Consider the following 16637-nt stretch of genomic DNA (forward strand, 5'->3'; position numbering starts at 1 on the left):
GCCGTGCCCACCGCCGAGGACCTCGCCGCCGCCGTCCGCGCGCGTGCCGAGGGGACGCCCTACCGGATCGTCGACGAGCGCCCGGACGGGTTCGAGCTGCGCCTCGACCGCCCGGACGTGGCGTGGTGGCGGATCTTCTCGCACAGCTACTACGCGACGCTCGTCACCCACGAGGTGCGCGTCCTGCCGGACGGCCTGCGGGTCGAGCTCACCGACGTCGTGCGGCGCACGCACTGGGCGCTCGACGCGGACGGGCGGTTCGTCGAGCCCGAGCGGGGCTGGGTGCGCTCCGTCTCGCGCGGGAACGTCCGGTCGACGTTCACGGCGTCGATCGCCGACGCGGAGTCGGGGGCGCGGACCCGCGTCCTCTTCGACACGTCGGCCGGGCGCCGGATCGTCACCGAGGCGGCCCAGGGCCTCGGTATGAGCGTGGGTGCGTCGGCCGGGAGCCGCGCCGCGACGATCGTCGGCCTCGTGGCCGCGGGTGTCGGGCTGGCCGTCGCGCTCGGCGCCGTGGTCCTCGCGCTCACCGTCGGCCGAGGCTGACGGCCAGCCGCGACCGCCCCCGGCAGGGCGCGGCCCGGGCGTCCCCGCCGCAGCGGGGCGCCCGGGCCGGGTAGCAGGCCGGTCAGCGGCCTCCCGCCGTCACCGACCGCGGTGCTTGCCGAGGTCGACGCGCACGAGGTGCCCGTCGGGCGGCGTCGTCTCGTCCGCGGGCAGCACGTTCGTCGTCGCGAGCAGGCCCTTGCCGTCCCACTCGAGCCCCGCGGGCAGCGGGACCTCCACGACCGTGCTCGGGCCGCGCTTGCCGACCTGCGAGATCCTCCCGCCGAACAGCTCGCTCACGTAGACCGTGCCCTTGTCCGTCACGGCGAGGTTCGTCGCGCCGACGAACCCGGTCCCGACCTGGCGCACCTTCCCCTTCCAGGGGTCCACCGTGTAGACGGCGCCGCGCGCCCCGAGGCTCGCGTCCTCGGGCCCGCCGGGGAGCGTCGTCACGTAGAGCACGCCGCGCGGTCCCACCTCGACGTCGGTGGGGACGGGCTCGAACCAGTACGTCTCGCCGACCACGCAGTCGGGCCACCCGATGGCGGCCGCTGCCTCCGCGGTGACCACCGCGGGCTGGGCCGGGAGGACGGCCACCGTGCGGACCTTCCCGCGGTCGCTGATCGACAGGATCGCGTTCGCGCCCGCGTCGGCGACGTAGGTCGTGCCGCGTGCCGTCGTCGTCGCGTACGGGTGGGAGTCGGCGATGCCCGTGTACAGACCCGGGACCGGTACCGGGGGCACCTGCGCGACGCACGCCGGGTCGGTCTCGCGCAGGCCGTAGGTCACGCCCGCGTCAGGGTTGTTCGCCTGCTCGTACGCGAACGTGTCGGCGAGGACGCGGGGCGTGCCCGTCGGGTTCCCCCAGCGGTCCGTGCGCAGCGTCGAGACCTCCGACGCGACCGGCCCCTGCTCGCCGAGCTGTGTCTCGGTGAACGTGATCCTGCGGTCGGCGTAGGAGACGCCGCCCACCTCGCCGCCGTCGGGCGACGCGTAGAGCACGTTCGGCGTGCCGTCGCGCCCGACGGCCGTGAGCAGGCCGGGGAAGTTCTGGGTGACGTAGGTCGTGCCGCGCGGACCCACCGCGAGGCTGAGCGGGGTGACGAGCCCGGTCGCGACGTCGGTCACGGTGGGTGGGCGTGGGTCGGGCTTGCCGCCGTGCGCGACGGCGGGGCTCGCGACGAGCACGAGGGCGGCGGTCGCGGCGGCGACGCCTGCGGGCAGGGCGGTGCGGATTCTTCTCATGGGTGCTCCAGGTCCGGCGGTCCCGGGGCGCGGCAGGGGTGTCGTCGCCGTGCTGCGGAGCGGCACGCGTGCGGGTCGCGCCGGGACGTGGGTGAGGTGGTCGTCGGGCCGGACGACGTGGCGCGCCACAGGTGTGCCGAGGGCGTGCCGTGCGACCGGCGAGGCGCCGGCCGGGAGTCTGCTGTGCGTCGGCGGTGAGCACAGACCTCCGAGTGTGCACCCGACGGCCGCCGCGGTCCAGGACCGTCGCCCCGGGCGACGGGCGCCCGGGGCGACCGGCGGGACCGGCGGGTCAGCCGCGCACGGCCAGGTCCACCCAGACGAGCCGGTGGTCGCTGCTCGGGAACGGGAAGACGCCCGTGAGCCGCGACAGCGGGTCCGCCTGGACCGGCCAGAACACCCCGGCGTCGCGCACGCGCAGGTCGCGCGACGGCAGCACGTAGTCCGCGCGCAGGTTGCCCGGCGCGGTGTCCGCGAAGTCGGCGGTGTCGAGCGCGGGGTCGCCCCGGTGGGTCGCGTTCGCGCCGCCCTGGAGCGCGGCGGCCTCGACGCCGCCGGCCGAGCGGGGCGCCGGGTCCTGGACGCGCCGGTGGTCGAGGAGCTGGTCGATCGCGGCGTCGACCGAGTCGCCGTCGAGCGGGTCGGCGTTCTGGTCGCCCAGGACGACGAAGCTCTCGCCGGGGTGCAGGCCCCCGCGGCGGCCGGCGTCGTCGTACACGTACCGCGACGCCTTGCCGGGTGTCACGTAGTCCGCCCAGAACCGGATCTCGTCGTGGTTGCGCCGCCCGTTGCGGTCCTCGGGGCCGTCGAACGTCGGGGGCGTGGGGTGGGACGCGAGCACGTGGACCGTCTCGCGGCCGACCCGCACGGGCACGTCCCAGTGCGACTTGCTCGACAGGCGCACGACCTCGAGCTCCTCGGGCGTGAACCAGTCCGCGGGTGCGGCGGTCGCGGGGTCGTCGGGGAGCAGCGCGCCGGGCATGTCCTTCCACAGGAAGTGCTGGAAGGTGCGGACGCCGCGCGTGTCGATCGGGTACCGCGACAGCACGACCATGCCGTACTGGCCCTCGAACGCCCCGAAGCCGAACGCGTCGTCGCCCCCGCCGACCGTGCCGTCGTTGTTGAGGTCGAACCCGCTGGGCACGCCCGTGTTCGACGGGGCGACGTACGCGTAGCGGTACTCGATCGGCGCCGCACCACCCTGGGAGACCTCGAGGTAGTGGTCGCGGAACAGGTCGACGGCGCGCCCGTCGGGCACGTAGTCGAACTCGTTGAGCAGCACGACGTCGGGCCGGGTGCGCTGGAGCACCTCGGCGATCGTCGCGGCCTGGGGGTCGTCGGGGGTCGAGAGGTCGGCCTCGAGCTCTCCGGCTGCGGCGCGGTTGAGGCTCGCGTTGTACGTCGCGACGCGCAGCGTCGCGCGGTCGTGGCCGTGGCCCTGGCCGTTGCCCTGACCGTTGCCGCCGTGCGCGGCGGCGGGGCTCGCGGCGGCGCCGACGACTCCTCCGGTGAGACTGACCGTGAGGGCGACCGCCAGCGCGACGGGAACGGCGAGGACGGAGGTCAGGGCGGTGCGTGCGGTGCGGGGCTGGGCGCGGTGGACAGGTCTCGTGGACACGGTGGCTCCTCGTCGTCGGGGACGGTGGTCGTCGAGAGGTTCTCCGCCACCGTACGCACGCCCGTCCGCGCGCGGTAGGGCGGTGAGGTGACCGGCGGGTGAACGGCGGCAGGTCCTGCCGACATGGGTGCCCGGTGGGACCCTGGGGCCATGGACACCTCGCAGTCCCGCCCCGTCCGCACCTACCCGCACGGCGTGCCGTGCTGGGTGGACACCGAGCAGCCCGACGTCGACGCCGCGCTCGCGTTCTACGGCGCGCTCTTCGGGTGGGAGTTCGAGGACAGGCTGCCGCCCGGCACGGGGGAGCGCTACGTCGTCGCCTCGCTCGGCGGGCAGGACGTCGCGGCCGTCGCGTCGGGAAGCGGGGTGCCGGAGTGGATCACGTACGTCGCGGTCGACGACGTGGACGCGTCCTCCCGGGGCGTCCCCGACCTCGGCGGTGAGGTCCTCGACGGCCCGACGACGATCGGGCCGCCCGGCCGCACGGCGTCCGTCCGCGACCCGCAGGGCGCGACGTTCCGGCTCTGGCAGCCCGGGACCCGGGTCGGCGCGCAGCGCGTCAACGAGCCCGGCACGTGGAACTTCAGCGTCCTGCACACGCCCGACGTCGCGCGGGCGCTCCACTTCTACGGACCCCTCCTCGGGTGGGAGGTGGACCCGGAGCTCGGCGCGGGCATGGCGCGCGTGGCGGGCTACGGCGACCACCTCGCCCGGACCGTCTACCCCGAGATCGACGCGAACCAGGAGGGTGCGCCGCCCGGGTTCCGGGACGTCGTGGCCGGCGTGGTCGAGGACGGCGGGCCGGCCCACCACGCCGTGGTGTTCGCGGTCGCCGACCGGGACGCCGCCGCCGAGGCCGCCGAGCGCGCGGGTGCCGTCGTCCTGTCCGCGGAGGTCGGCGAGTGGACCCGCGAGGCCACGATCCGCGACCCGCAGGGCGCCGTCCTCACGCTGTCGCAGTTCACCCCGCCCGAGGGCTTCTGACTACGGGGCGTCTCCGGGTCGCGTGCGCGGCGTGGTCGGGCCGACGTCCCGGCCGCCCGCGTGCGGCATCATGACGCCGTGAACGTCGTCACCCGCACCCCGCACGACCAGGTCGTCGCCCGTCTGCGCGCCGCGGACCTCGAGTACGGGCGCGTGGGCCCGACGGACGAGCGCGGCTGGACGTTCGCCGAGGTCGACACGGAGGTCGACGTCGAGGCCGGCCGCGAGCCCGGCACGCCCGCGGCGGTCGCGGACGCGCTCGCGCGGGTGGACGAGCTGGTCCCGGCGCCGTGGGTCGTGCAGCTCGACGCCGGGTCGGACCTGCTGCCCGACGGCGTGAGCGCGATCCTCGCGGCCCGCACCGACCCGGTCGCTCCGCCGGCGGTCATCACGTGGGCGCCTCTCGACCCGTCCGGGACGAGCACCGACCACGCGATGCGCCTCGACGGTGACCCGAGCCCCGTGCTCGCGGCCGTCGCCGCGCTCGTCGGGCTGCGGGACGCGTCGACCGCGCCGGACCTCCTGCGCGAGCTCGAGCACCCCGACGACCTGCTCGACACGTTCACCGCCGTCGCCGACCTGCCGGCGACCGACTCGGCGGCACCCGACGCCGTCGTCCAGCTCGTGCGCGCCGACGCCGCGTTCGTCCGCGCCGCGGTGCGTCGTGCGGGGGCGGCGTGGGTGCGCGCGACGGACGAGCGCACCGCCGTGTGGACGGTCGAGCGGCCCCCGTCCCCGGTGCCGGGTGCGCCTGACGACGAGGTCCGGGAGGCGTTCACGGACGCCCTCACCGGGGAGTTCCGCGCACGGTCGACGATCGAGCGCGGCCTGCGTCCGGGCGAGGCCATGATCAGCCTGGAGCGAGCGGGAGGCGGCGTGTCGTGGACGCTCACGACGCCCGGGCAGCCGTGGGTCTTCGGGAGCTGGAACGACACGTGGACGGACCTGTCCACCTCCGGGACGGACGGCGCCTACGACGCGCTCGTCGAGACCTTCGGCGAGCCGCGCGACCCCAGCCGGCTGCGCGCGCTGCTCGCCGCGTCCACGTGGCCCGGCGACCCGGTCGCCGACCTCGCCTACCTCCTCCGCCTGCCGTCGGCGGTCGTCGAGGCGGTCGAGGACCCGGCGCGGTTCCGGCACGGCGCCGAGCGGGTCCAGCCCCTCGGCCCGACGGCGCCGCTCACCACGACCGAGAAGGCGGCGCTCGAGGCCCGCGCGCCCCGGCGCGGGACGGGGAAGACCGTGCGGGACGTCGTCCTGCTCGTGCTGGGCGTCGTGCTGCTCGGCCTCGGGGCGGCGATCCTCGCGACCGACGGCACCGTCGTCGGGTCGGACGGCCCGCCCGACTGGTCCGTCGTCGTCTGGATCGCCGGCGGCGTGCTCGCCCTCGCCGGCTGGGCCGGCCTCGGGTCGGCCCGCTCCGACCGGCGCCGCTTCCTCGCCGACACGTGAGCGGGCCCGTCCCCGGTCGCAGCACGACCGGGGACGGGCCCGCTACCGCGGCGCTCGGCGGGGCGTCGGCGTCAGCGGCCGGCGAGGTGGTCGAGCTCCTCGAGCAGGCGCTCGCGCGTCGCCGCGTCGTCGACGAACTTCTCGAGGGTCCGGCGCACCGACTCCCAGCGCCCCGCCTCGACGGCGCCGAGCGCGCCCACGAGCTGGCCGGGCGGGAGGTCGAGCACCGCGACGCGGGCACGCAGGCCCTCGGGCGTCACCGTGACGACGACGGTGCGCTCCGCCGTCGCCTCGCCGCCCGCGCCCCGGGCCGTCGCGGAGACGGTGTGCTCGCCGAGCGCGAGGTCGGCGGCGGCGACCGCCGCACCGTTCTCGACCGGCTCGCCGTCGAGCGACACGACGACCTCGTCCGCGTCCGTGGCGCTCGCGGCGACGACGAGCGTGCCGCCGCGCTCGACCTCGGCACCCTCGGCCGGGCTCACGACCTCGACCGTCGGTGCGGCGGGGGCCGGCGCCTCCTGCTCGCGCGCCTGCTTCCAGCCGATGAAGGCGCCCGCACGGTCGGTGATGACGCCGTCGACGCCGATCTCCGTGAGCCGGGCCCAGTCGGCCGCCGAGTTCACGGTGTACGGCATGACGGCGATGCCGGCCTCGTTGAGGTCGGCGACGACGCTCGGGCGCGCGAGCAGCGCGGTCGCGGACGGGTTGTACATGACCGCCCCGAGGTCCTGCGCCACGGCGACGGGGTCGGCGTCGAGCGAGCCGCGGAGCAGACCGCGCGGGATCTGCGGCGCGTGCTCGCGCGCGGACCGCAGCGCGGCGACGTCGAACGACTGGAGCACCACGCGGTCCTCGAGCCCGGCCTCGACGACCATGTCCACGACGCGCTCGACCTCGGCGGACGTCTCCGGGCCCTTGATCTCCAGCAGGAGGGTCGACGAGCCGGTCTCCAGCAGGTCCAGCACCTGCGCGAACGTCGGCAGGTGCTGACCGGCGAACGCGGGGGAGAACCACGACCCGGCGTCGAGCGCGGTGACCTGCGCGCCGGGCAGCACGGCGACGTCGCCGGAGCCCTCCGTCGTGCGGTCCACGGTCTGGTCGTGGAGCACGACCGGGAGCCCGTCCGCCGTGGTGTGCACGTCGATCTCGACGTACTCGGCGCCCGTGCGCATGCCCGCCGCCACGGCGGCGAGCGTGTTCTCCGGCGCGACCGACGAGTACCCGCGGTGCGCGACCGTGACGGGGAGCTCCCCGTCGTCGCCCACGTAGGACGCGGGCTCGATCTCGGTGACCGTGACGTCGTCGACGCTCACGGTCGCCCCGGCCGTGACGAAGCCGAGCGCGCCGTCGCGCGACCGGTCGATCCGCCCCTCCAGGAGGGTCTTCCCGTCGAGCGCGTAGGTGACCGCGGCGCCCTGTACCTCGACCGACAGGCGCACGTCGCGACCCGTCGCCGCGTCCTCCGGGGCGGACGCCGTGTACGGGACGTTCCACGCGTTCGCTGCCGTCCGCTGCGCGATCTCGACGCCGTTGTGCGCGGTCGTCGTGCTGCGCAGGACCGCCTGCCACCACGGGACCGCGCCGTCGGGCGCGACGTCGAGGATCGCGCCGGCCCAGCGGGAGGCGTTGTCCACGCTCTCGAAGCGGAGCGTCGCCTCGAGGCGGTAGTTCTCCGCCGACTGCCCGAAGACGATGCGCGCGGGCGACGACCCGTCCGGGGCGTCGCCGACGAGCCGGCCGTCCCGCACCTGCCAGTCGCCGAGCACGGGCGTCCACCCCTCGGGGAGGGCGTCGCCGTCGAACGACTCGGCGAGCAGCACGTCGCCGGGCTCGGCGGCGGCCGGGGCGGCGAACGGGACGGTCGCGGTCGTGGTCGCTGCCACGACGAGCGTGCTCGCGAGCAGGGTTCCCGCCAGCGCGGCGGCGGTACCGCGCACGGCGCGGCGTCGGGTGGTCGTCATCGGGTCCTCCGAACGTCGGGACGGTTGCCCCGGCGACGCTACGAAGGCCCCATGACGGTGCGGTGGACGCCGGGCGACGCCGGAGGGACGGCCAGGTGACGGGACACGATTCCCTGACGTTCACCCCGAGCTCGTCGAGTGCCCCCCTCGAACGCCACCCCGAGCGTCACCCGGGCGGCCCCGGTACGCGCGTCAGCAGGCGCGCGACGTCGTGCCCGGCCTCCAGCAGCGCCAGGGTGCGGCGCGCGATCGCGTCGAGCCGCGCGTCGAGCGCGGCGAGCGGGTCGGCGACGTCGGCCGGACCGATCGTCCCGCGCAGCGCGTCGATCGCGCGCCGAACCTCCGGGACCCGGTACCCGGCCGCCCGCAGGGCCGTGACGACCCGCGCCTCGCGGACGGCCGCGGGCGGGTAGCGGCGGGCCGACACCGCGCCCGTGCGCGACGCGACGCGCTCCGGCGCGAGGAGCCCCTCGTGCTCCCAGAACCGCAGCGTCGACGCCCGGACGCCCAGCGCGGCGGCGAGCTCGGTGATCGTGAGCACGGGCCCGTCGGTCGCCGCCGTCGCCGGGGCCGGGCCGTCGGCAGAGCCGGCCGCGCCGTCGCCCTCCGCCCGGACCACGAGGAGCGCGCGCCGCGCGGCGAGCGCCTCCTCGCGCTCTCTCGTGAGCGTCACGTGCAGCCGGGAGACGAGGCTCGCCGCCTCGTCGAGGGGCAGCGAGCGCGCGTCGCGCAGCACGCGCCGTGCGACGACCGGCCCGACGGCGGACGCGAGGCCGCGGTACGCGCGCAGGGCCAGGACGTGCTCGTCGCCGAACGCGCGGTACCCGTTCGCGGACCGGCCGGCGGGCGGCAGGACGCCCAGGGCCTCGAGGTCGCGCACCTGCTGGACCGAGCACCCCGCCGCGCGCGCGACGTCGGCCGTCCGCAGCGGCCGCGACGCCCCGCCGGCTGTCGCCCCGCGCCCCGAGACCGTCACGCCAACCCTCCAGAAGCACTTCAAGCGGACACTCGAATCATGAGTATGGAGCAGATCCTCGGAACGGTCCGGTCGTTCGACGGCGTCCTCGTGCTGTCGCCGGGGCCCGGCAGCGAGTTCCCCGCGCTGGCGTGGGGCGACCACTTCTTCTACTACGCCCCCGACGGCGAGGTCCCGCACGGGCAGCCCTACGGCACCGTCGTGACCAAGGACTACCCCGACGACGCGGCGTCGCACCTCGACGAGGAGGGCCGCTGGAGGGTCAACGTGCACGTGGGGCGGGACCGGTTCCGCGACCTCGTCGGCGCCGATCCCCGCGACGGGGCGGCGTCGGAGGTGGCGGAGACCGACCTCGTCGTGCCGCACCCGGTCTACGGCGCGCTCGGCTGGGTGTGCGTCGTCAACCCGGGCGAGCGCACGACCGGGCTCGTCCTCGACCTGCTGCGCGCCGCCCACGACGACGCCCGCGCCCGCGCCGCGCGCCGCACCGCGCGGTAGCGACGACCCGCCGCGCGCCGGTCGACCACGAGGTTGCCCCGCCCCGACCACGGGGTTGCTCCCGTTCTCCGGTCGATATCGACAGGAACCCCGTGCTCGGCGGGTGGGGAGCGGCCTCAGACCGGGACGGCGGTGCCCGACGGCGCGGGGCGCGCGGCGACGTGGCCGTGCCCGGCGACGTCGACGCCGACCGCGAGGACGCGCGGGACGCCGTCGGTCACCTCGACGGTGGAGACCGAGGCGTTCGGGAGCGCGACGAGCCCGGACGGGTCGAGCGTCGCGAGCCACGCGCCGAGCGTGAGCCCGTGCCCGACGACGAGCACGTGGCGGTCGAGCACCGCACCGGGGCGCGAGGCGTCGTCGTGCGCGGCGACGACCCGCGCGAAGACGTCGCGCACCCGGCCCATGAAGTCCTTGCCGGCCTCGCCGCCGCCCACGCCGGGGTGCGTGCCGGCCAGCACGCGCGGCACGAGCTCCGCCCACGGCTCGACCGCGTCGAGGTGCGACTCCGGACGCCGCTCGTACGACCCGAACGACAGCTCGCGCAGGTCGTGGTCGACGGTCAGCGGGAGGTCGGGGTGGTGGCGCAGGATCTCCATCGCCGTGAGGACCGCGCGGCCCTGAGGAGAGGAGTACGCGGCCGCGAAGTCGTGCCGCGCGAGGTGCTGCGCGGTCACGCGCACGCCCGCGCGACCCGTGCGGGTCAGGGGCGAGTCGCACGACCCCTGGAGGTGGCGCCGTGCGTTGAGGTAGGTCTGCCCGTGTCGTACGAGCGTGATCGTCAGGGTCATCGTCGCTGTGCCCTCTCCGGTCGTCCCGGTCTGCTGGTCACGGCCGACGCTAGGCCGTCCCGGTGTCGGCACGACGACGTCCCGGTGACGATCGCGTGGCCGGGGCCGGAACGGCCGAGGGCGGACACCCGGGTCACACCCGCGCGGGAGCCTCGTCGCGCTCGTGGTCGTCCGTCGTCGCGTCGTCGGCCTCGGAGCGCGGGTCCGGGCTCGCGGCGTCGTCGTCGACGCCTGCGTCGTGCTGGTCGGCGGGCTCCGCCGTCACCGGGGCGGGCCACGGCTCCTCGACGCCCTCCGCGCCGTCGTGCGGCCTGGCGCCGGCGGCCCGGTGCACGACGACCGCGAGCGGAGCGACGAGGACCCCGCACACCAGGCCCCACGCCAGACCGGCCTGGAGCACGGGAAGCGCGCGCCCGGCGTCGGGCAGGACGCCGCCGGCGGTGACGGTCGAGACGACGACGGGCACCGCCGCGGCGACGGCCGCGCCGGCGACGCACGCGAACCAGGCGGAGAGCAGGAGCGCCCAGCGGCCCTCCGCCGGGGGCAGCCGGCGCGCGGCGAGCGCGGTGAGCAGCCCCACGGCCAGCCCGACCCCGAGCGGCAGCGCGAGGTGCACCGGGTCGGCCAGGAGCGCGTCCCGGTCGACGGCGAGACGTGCGGACGGCAGCAGCACCACGTCGCGTGCGACGCCCCACGGCGACTGCGGGTCGACCGCACCGGGGAGCACGGTCCTCCCGACGCCCGCCGCCGCCCAGAGCACGCCCGTCGCGGCGCCCGCCGCGAGGGCGGCCGGCCAGGCGCGCACCGTCGCGGGGGCGCGGGTGTGCCGCGTGCCCGCCGGGTCGTCGCGCCGGTCGGTCAGCGCGCGCGTCACGACGACGGCGAGCCCGACGAGCAGGCCGTTCACGAGCCCCCACCAGCCGCCGAGCGCGGTGGCGACGAGCTCGGTGATCGTGTCGGCGCGCCACGGCAGCGTGACCCCGGCGAACCACGCGGCCGTCGCGGCGAGCGCGGACGCCGCGACCGTCGAGAACCAGACGGCGAGGAAGGTCGCCCACCGGCCGGTGCCGGCGGGCAGGCGCCGCACCGCGAGCTGGGTGCCGGCCGCGACCAGCGCCCCGGCGAGCGCGGCGGTGAGGAGCGTGCTGCCGGAGACGGGCGCCCCCGCCGCGACGGGCGCGGTCGGGTGGGGGAGCAGCGCACGGACGCCCGTACCCGGCACCGCGAGGGACGTCCCGGACAACCAGTCCCCGAGGCGGCCCGTCACCATCCAGAGGACCGCGGTGAGCGTTCCGGCGACGACGACGGCGGGGACGGTCCTCGATGACGGCATCCTGAGAGGGTAGTGGCAGCCCCGCGCCGGTCGCGACGACGAGCGATGAGTTCCGAGGACGGTCGTCGTCAGAACGCTCGGGAGCCCTGGTACACGACCGCGGGCACGACGACACGGAGGTTGCCATGAGCGAGCGCAAGACCTACACCCTGGACGTGCCCGGTGCTGTGATCGCCTACGACGTCTGGACGCCGGACGTGGCGGGCGACCGCACGCCGGTGGTCGTCATGGGCTCGCCCATGGCTGCCTCCGGGTTCGAGCAGCTCGCGGGGCTGCTCGACGACCGCGTGGTCGTCACCTACGACCCGCGCGGCACGGAGCGCAGCACGCTCGCGCCGGACGGCGAGGTGTCGGTCGAGGCGCACGCCGACGACCTGCACGCGGTCGTGACCGCGCTCGGGCTGGGCCCGGTGGACGTGCTCGGGTCGAGCGGGGGCGGCGTCGTCGGGCTGTCGTGGATCGAGCGCCACCCGGGCGACGTGCGGATCTTCGTGTCGCACGAGCCGCCGATCACCCCGCTGCTCGAGGACGCCGGCCTCGCGACGACGGTGCAGGCCGACATCGTCGACACGTACCGCCGCGAGGGGTTCGGCCCGGCCATGGCGAAGTTCGTCGCGCTCGTGAGCCACGTGGGCCCGCTGCCCGCGGACTACCTCGACCGCCCGGCCCCGGACCCGGCGATGTTCGGCTTCCCGACCGAGGACGACGGGTCGCGCGACGACCTCCTGCTCGGCAAGAACCTCGCGACGATGCCGGGCTGGGCCCCGGACGGCGCGGTGCTGCGGGCGTCGGGGACGCGGGTCGTGCCCGCGGTGAGCGAGCAGGGCGAGGGGACGCTGGCCTGGCGCGGCGGCGCGGCGCTCGCCGAGCTGCTGGGCGTCGAGGCGGTGACGTTCCCCGGCGACCACGGGGGCTTCATGGTCAACGAGTGGTCGCCGGACAACGACCCCGCGGCGTTCGCCGCGGCTCTGCGCGCGGTGCTGGACGCCTGACGGACAGCCGACCGGGCCGACGCCGGAGACGGCGCTACGAGGCGTCGAACAGCGGCGCGCGGCCCGGCGGCTGGGCGGGCGGCGGGTCGGCGATGCCCGGCAGGAGCGGCCGTTCGACCTCCGGCTGCTCGGGCGTGAGGTCGAGGCCCTCCTCGTCGTGGACGAGCCGCAGGCCGCTCCCGGACACGAGCCGGTAGGTCACGCCGTCACGTCGGACCTCGACGCGGGCGCGCGACTCCCCGTGGTGGACCGTGAACGCGAGCCGCGTGAGGCGGGCGGGGAGCCGCGGCGCGAGGCGGAGCGCGCCGTCGTCGTGCCGCAGGCCGGCGATCCCGGTGACGACGGCGGTCCAGGCGCCCGCGAGCGAGGCGACGTGCAGCCCGCCGTCCGTCGAGGCGCGCAGGTCGCACAGGTCCAGAAGCGCGCACTCGCGGGCGTACGCGTAGGCGAGGTCGACGTACCCGATCTCCGCGGCGACCACCGCCTGGGCCGGCGCGGACAGCGACGAGTCGCGGACGGTGAGCGGCTCGTAGTAGTCGAAGTCCCGGCGCCGCTGCTCCGCGCTGAACTCCTCGGGCGCCGTGTGCAGCGCGAGCACGAGGTCCGCCTGCTTGACGACCTGCCGGCGGTAGAGCTCGACGTAGTGCACGTGGTCGTCGAGCGGGAACCGGGCCGTGCCCTTGGACTCGAAGTCCCAGTGCGCGTGGTGCGTGAAGTCCTGCGACTGCTCGGTGACACGGAGCTCGGCGTTGTACGGGACGGTCATGCGGTCGGCCGCACGGAGCCACGCGCGGCGCTCGTCGGCGGTGACGCCCCGCCGGGCGGCCTGCTCGGGGAACCGCGCGCACAGCTCGTCGGCGGCGCGCAGGTTCTTGCGGGCCATGAGGTTCGTGTACGTGTTGTTGTCGACGACCGCGGTGTACTCGTCGGGCCCGGTCACGCCGTCGATGCGGAAGCCGGCCGCGGTGTGGTGCCCGCGCCCGGCCCACAGGCGCGCCGTCTCGACGGCGAGGTCGACGGCCACGTCCCGGGCGAGCGCGTCGTCGTGCGTGGCCGCGACGTGCCGCACCGCGGCGAGCGCCACGGCCGACGCGACGTGGAACGCGGCCGTCCCGGCGGGCCAGTAGCCCGAGGACTCGCGGCCGCTGATCGTGCGCCACGGGAAGGCCGCGCCCGGCAGGCCCAGCTCGGCCGCGCGCTCGCACGCCCGGTGGAGCGTCGCGTGCCGCCAGCGCAGGTGCGAGGCCGCGGCGCCGGGCAGCACGTGGTCGAGCACGGGCAGCACGAACGTCTCGGAGTCCCAGAACGCGTGCCCCCCGTACCCGGTGCCCGTGAGCCCCTTGGCCCGCACGCCGACCCCCTCGACGCGAGCCGCGGCCTGCACCACCTGGAACAGCGAGTGCCGCATCGCCTGCTGCATCTCGTCGTCGCCGTCGAGCTCGACGTCGCCCCGGTCCCACACGTCCGCGAGGACGCCGGCCTGCTCGCGGGCGAGGCCGTCCCACCCGGCCTGCCGCGCGTCGGCGAGCACCGCGTGCGCGTGGGCGGGCAGGGCGTCCGCGTCCTCGCCGCCGGCGTACGCGGCGAGGACGACGACGTCCAGCCACTGGCCCGCGCGCAGGTCGACCGTGAGCGATGCGCCGCCGCCGCGGTGGTGCCACACGGGCGAGACGCCGTCCGCGGTCTCGACCACGTGGGCCGTCTCGACCGCGACGCCGCGCTCGGAGCGCACTGTGCGCTGGCGCACCGACGAGCCGTCGGCCTCGTGCCGGCACGAGACCGTGCGCAGCCCGGGCGCCGCCCGGTCCTCCTCCGGGGCCCCGTGCGGGCAGTCGGGCACGGGCCGCAGGGTCAGGGTCACGTCGTCGTGCGCCTGCACCCGCCAGCGCGTCGCGACGACCGCCCGCCGCGCGAGCGGTACGAGCCGCTCGTTGTGGAGCGTCACGGTGCCGCCCGTGGGCGAGGTCCACCGCAGCTCGCGCCGCAGGACGCCGGCGCGCAGGTCGAGCTCGCGGGCGTGGGCCTCGACCGCACCGGTGAGGCCCGGGTCGTCGTCCGCGGTCCGCGCGTCGACGGGCGCGCCGTCGACCGACCAGCCGAGCCGCCAGGCGTCGACGACGGGCACCAGGCGCTCCTCGACCTCGGGGTAGGCGTAGGCGCGCTCGGCGTAGGTCTGGTCGAACTCCTCGTAGACGTCGGCCACGAGCGTCGCCGGGTCGTCGTCCGCGGCGACCTCGTCGAGGACGCCTCGCACGCCCACGTAGCCGTTGGCGAGGGACAGGAGCGAGGCGGCCGTCTCGGGGGAGTCGACCGCGAGACCCGGTTCGCGGACCGACCAGGCGGGGGGATCGTTCGTCACGCGGTCACTCCACCACGGGTGTGCGCCGCACACCCGCCGGGCGCCCGGCACCGCCACCGCACCGCGCGACCGACGGCTCCGGGACCCGGGGCTGGCGGAGAAGTGTCGGGTGACCGGGGACTTTTGCTTGTTGTCGACACAACTTTCGACTAACGGTTGACATCGCCCCCTGACTGCGGTGTCATAAACCTCGTTGCCCCTGGAACCGACCAGGGGACCGGACGTCGGCGCAGGGGAGCTCGGCGTCCGGACCGACAGCCGACGGCGCGCACCGACGCGTGCCCCGGCGGGACCATGGCGGTCCCGGACCTCGCCCCACGGTCGGTCTCCCACCGGTCGAGGGTCGAGCCCCGCACGACCGAGCACCTGACTCGACCCTCTGCGACGCGGGACACCCCCGCACGACCCAGTCCTGCCCACAGTGCACCCCCCACAGCACCACCCGGGGAACCTCCGCGCGCCCACGTGGCGCCGGTCAGCGTGACGGCGAGCGCCGGCACGCCGGTCCGGCGCGCCCGCGAGCCGCCCGGACGACCCCGTACGCCCGGAAGGAGTCCCCATGCCCGACCCGACGACCGAGACCGAGACGCCCGCGAGGCCGCTCTCGCGACGGGCGCTTCTCGCAGGGGCAGGCGTCGTCGCCGCGAGCCCCGCGGCCGCTCTGCTGCTGGGCGCCGGCGGCAGCGTCGCCGCCGCACCCCCGGCCGCCGCCGCGACGACGACCGGTGCGGCCACCGGTGCCGTGGCCACCGCCGCGGGCGACGTCCGCAAGATCACGATGTACGCCGAGCGGATCTCGGACACGCTCGTCGGCTACGGCCTCGAGCGCGGCAAGGCCACGGTGCCCGGCCCGATCCTGGAGATGTGGGAGGGCGAGACCCTCGAGATCACGCTCGTCAACACGACGGACAAGCGCCTGTCGATCCACCCGCACGGCGTGAACTACGACGTCAACAGCGACGGCAGCACGTTCAACAACTCGTTCAACGAGCCGGGCGAGACGCGCACCTACACCTGGTCGACCGTCAAGATGGCGCGCGACCGCGGCATCTGGATGCCCGGCAGCGCCGGCTACTGGCACTACCACGACCACGCGTGGGGCGAGCACGGTACGCAGGGCCTCGCCGCGGGTCTCTACGGCGCCCTCGTGGTGCGCCGCGTCGGGGACGTGCTGCCGCAGAAGCAGTTCACGATGGTCTTCAACGACATGACCATCAACAACAAGGTCGCCCCGGACACGCCGATGTACGAGGCGAAGCTCGGCGAGCGCGTCGAGTTCATCTGCATCGGCCACGGGAACCAGCTCCACACCTTCCACCTGCACGCCCACCGCTGGGCGAACAACCGGACGGGCCTGCTCGCGGACCAGTACGACACGAGCCAGGTCGTCGACAACCGGGACCTCAACCCGGGTGACGCGTTCGGGTTCCAGGTCGTCGCCGGTCTGGGCGTCGGGCCGGGCGCGTGGATGTACCACTGCCACGTCCAGTTCCACTCCGACGGAGGGATGGCCGGCATCTTCCTCGTGCGCAACGCCGACGGCTCCATGCCGCCGGGGGCGCAGGAGTCCATCGACCGGTTCCAGGGCCACGGCGCCCACACGATGTCGGCACCGTCGGGTGCTGCGCCGTCCGGGGCCACGGCCACGACCGACGGCGCCGCCGCCGGCGGGACCGGGCCGGCCGTCGTCGGCCTCACGGAGCACACCGGCCACTGACCCGTCGGCCGACCCAGTCCCGACGGGCCGCCGGCCCGTCCCGCACCAGCACCACCCGCACCAGCACGACCCGCTCCCGGCCCGCCCGGGAGTGCCGCACCGATGACGAAGGAGTTGGAGAGTGCTGTCCAGACGATCGACATCCCCCGCGAGGGGACGCTCCCG

13 protein-coding genes are annotated in these 16637 nt (G+C 76.1%); 6 read left to right on the forward strand and 7 right to left on the reverse strand.

Translation table 11 applies throughout. The features are described 5' to 3' along the window. The first annotated feature begins 3 nt into the window (after positions 1–3). The gene (locus FB00_RS02130; protein ID WP_047231117.1) at positions 4–546 is read left to right on the forward strand and encodes a hypothetical protein; all 543 of its coding nucleotides are present in this window, start codon (positions 4–6) and stop codon (positions 544–546) included. A gap of 99 nt (positions 547–645) precedes the next feature. On the opposite strand, the gene FB00_RS02135 is transcribed toward FB00_RS02130, so the two are convergent. Continuing rightward, entirely contained in the window at positions 646–1791 is a 1146-nt protein-coding gene (locus FB00_RS02135) for a ScyD/ScyE family protein (protein WP_047231301.1), read from the reverse strand. A gap of 292 nt (positions 1792–2083) precedes the next feature. Then, on the reverse strand, positions 2084–3328 hold the full coding sequence (locus FB00_RS02140; protein ID WP_082140899.1) for an endonuclease/exonuclease/phosphatase family protein: 1245 nt from the start codon (positions 3326–3328) through the stop codon (positions 2084–2086). 231 nt (positions 3329–3559) lie between these two features. Between FB00_RS02140 and FB00_RS02145 the strand changes: the two genes are divergently transcribed. Then, a complete protein-coding gene (locus tag FB00_RS02145; RefSeq protein ID WP_047231118.1) occupies positions 3560–4393 on the forward strand; it encodes a VOC family protein in 834 nt (277 codons plus the stop codon). A 78-nt stretch (positions 4394–4471) separates the two neighbouring features. Further along, positions 4472–5845 (forward strand): hypothetical protein, encoded by a 1374-nt coding sequence (locus FB00_RS02150; RefSeq protein WP_047231119.1) that lies wholly within the window; start codon positions 4472–4474, stop codon positions 5843–5845. 71 nt (positions 5846–5916) lie between these two features. Here FB00_RS02150 and FB00_RS02155 read toward each other — a convergent pair whose 3' ends face one another. Both FB00_RS02155 and FB00_RS02160 read right to left on the reverse strand, forming a co-directional pair. Then, positions 5917–7806 carry a glycerophosphodiester phosphodiesterase gene (locus FB00_RS02155; protein WP_052877371.1) on the reverse strand — a complete coding sequence of 630 codons (1890 nt, stop codon included), beginning with the start codon at positions 7804–7806 and terminating at the stop codon, positions 5917–5919. A 166-nt stretch (positions 7807–7972) separates the two neighbouring features. Beyond that, on the reverse strand, positions 7973–8782 hold the full coding sequence (locus FB00_RS02160; RefSeq protein WP_231581663.1) for a MerR family transcriptional regulator: 810 nt from the start codon (positions 8780–8782) through the stop codon (positions 7973–7975). A gap of 39 nt (positions 8783–8821) precedes the next feature. On the opposite strand from FB00_RS02160, the gene FB00_RS02165 reads away from it, so the two are divergent. Beyond that, positions 8822–9280, forward strand: a complete 459-nt coding sequence (locus tag FB00_RS02165; protein WP_047231120.1) for a DUF6194 family protein — start codon at positions 8822–8824, stop codon at positions 9278–9280. A gap of 116 nt (positions 9281–9396) precedes the next feature. Here the strand turns inward: FB00_RS02165 and FB00_RS02170 are convergent, their stop codons facing one another. Next, positions 9397–10071, reverse strand: coding sequence for a histidine phosphatase family protein (locus FB00_RS02170; protein ID WP_047231121.1), 675 nt, complete (start codon positions 10069–10071; stop codon positions 9397–9399). 133 nt (positions 10072–10204) lie between these two features. Further along, the gene (locus FB00_RS02175) at positions 10205–11404 is read right to left on the reverse strand and encodes a hypothetical protein (protein WP_047231122.1); all 1200 of its coding nucleotides are present in this window, start codon (positions 11402–11404) and stop codon (positions 10205–10207) included. A gap of 125 nt (positions 11405–11529) precedes the next feature. On the opposite strand from FB00_RS02175, the gene FB00_RS02180 reads away from it, so the two are divergent. Then, the gene (locus FB00_RS02180) at positions 11530–12396 is read left to right on the forward strand and encodes an alpha/beta fold hydrolase (RefSeq protein ID WP_047231123.1); all 867 of its coding nucleotides are present in this window, start codon (positions 11530–11532) and stop codon (positions 12394–12396) included. A gap of 34 nt (positions 12397–12430) precedes the next feature. Here FB00_RS02180 and FB00_RS02185 read toward each other — a convergent pair whose 3' ends face one another. Further along, on the reverse strand, positions 12431–14755 hold the full coding sequence (locus FB00_RS02185; RefSeq protein ID WP_047231124.1) for a glycoside hydrolase family 65 protein: 2325 nt from the start codon (positions 14753–14755) through the stop codon (positions 12431–12433). Positions 14756–15314: 559 nt separating this feature from the next. Here FB00_RS02185 and FB00_RS02190 point away from each other — a divergent pair. After that, complete coding sequence (locus tag FB00_RS02190; RefSeq protein ID WP_082140867.1) at positions 15315–16472, forward strand: multicopper oxidase domain-containing protein; 1158 nt, start codon at positions 15315–15317, stop codon at positions 16470–16472. Positions 16473–16637 lie beyond the last annotated feature (165 nt).

Origin of the sequence: Cellulosimicrobium funkei (assembly GCF_001019615.1) — a bacterium.
Classification (GTDB): Bacteria; Actinomycetota; Actinomycetes; order Actinomycetales; family Cellulomonadaceae; genus Cellulosimicrobium; species Cellulosimicrobium cellulans_E.

Bases quoted from the DNA above. Each gene is read 5' to 3' on its own strand.
- FB00_RS02145 (WP_047231118.1), top strand. From the start codon at position 3,560: ATGGACACCTCGCAGTCCCGCCCCGTCCGCACCTACCCGCACGGCGTG.
- FB00_RS02180 (WP_047231123.1), top strand. From the start codon at position 11,530: ATGAGCGAGCGCAAGACCTACACCCTGGACGTGCCCGGTGCTGTGATC.
- FB00_RS02155 (WP_052877371.1), bottom strand. From the start codon at position 7,806: ATGACGACCACCCGACGCCGCGCCGTGCGCGGTACCGCCGCCGCGCTG.
- FB00_RS02170 (WP_047231121.1), bottom strand. From the start codon at position 10,071: ATGACCCTGACGATCACGCTCGTACGACACGGGCAGACCTACCTCAAC.
- FB00_RS02165 (WP_047231120.1), top strand. From the start codon at position 8,822: ATGAGTATGGAGCAGATCCTCGGAACGGTCCGGTCGTTCGACGGCGTC.
- FB00_RS02190 (WP_082140867.1), top strand. From the start codon at position 15,315: ATGCCCGACCCGACGACCGAGACCGAGACGCCCGCGAGGCCGCTCTCG.
- FB00_RS02175 (WP_047231122.1), bottom strand. From the start codon at position 11,404: ATGCCGTCATCGAGGACCGTCCCCGCCGTCGTCGTCGCCGGAACGCTC.
- FB00_RS02135 (WP_047231301.1), bottom strand. From the start codon at position 1,791: ATGAGAAGAATCCGCACCGCCCTGCCCGCAGGCGTCGCCGCCGCGACC.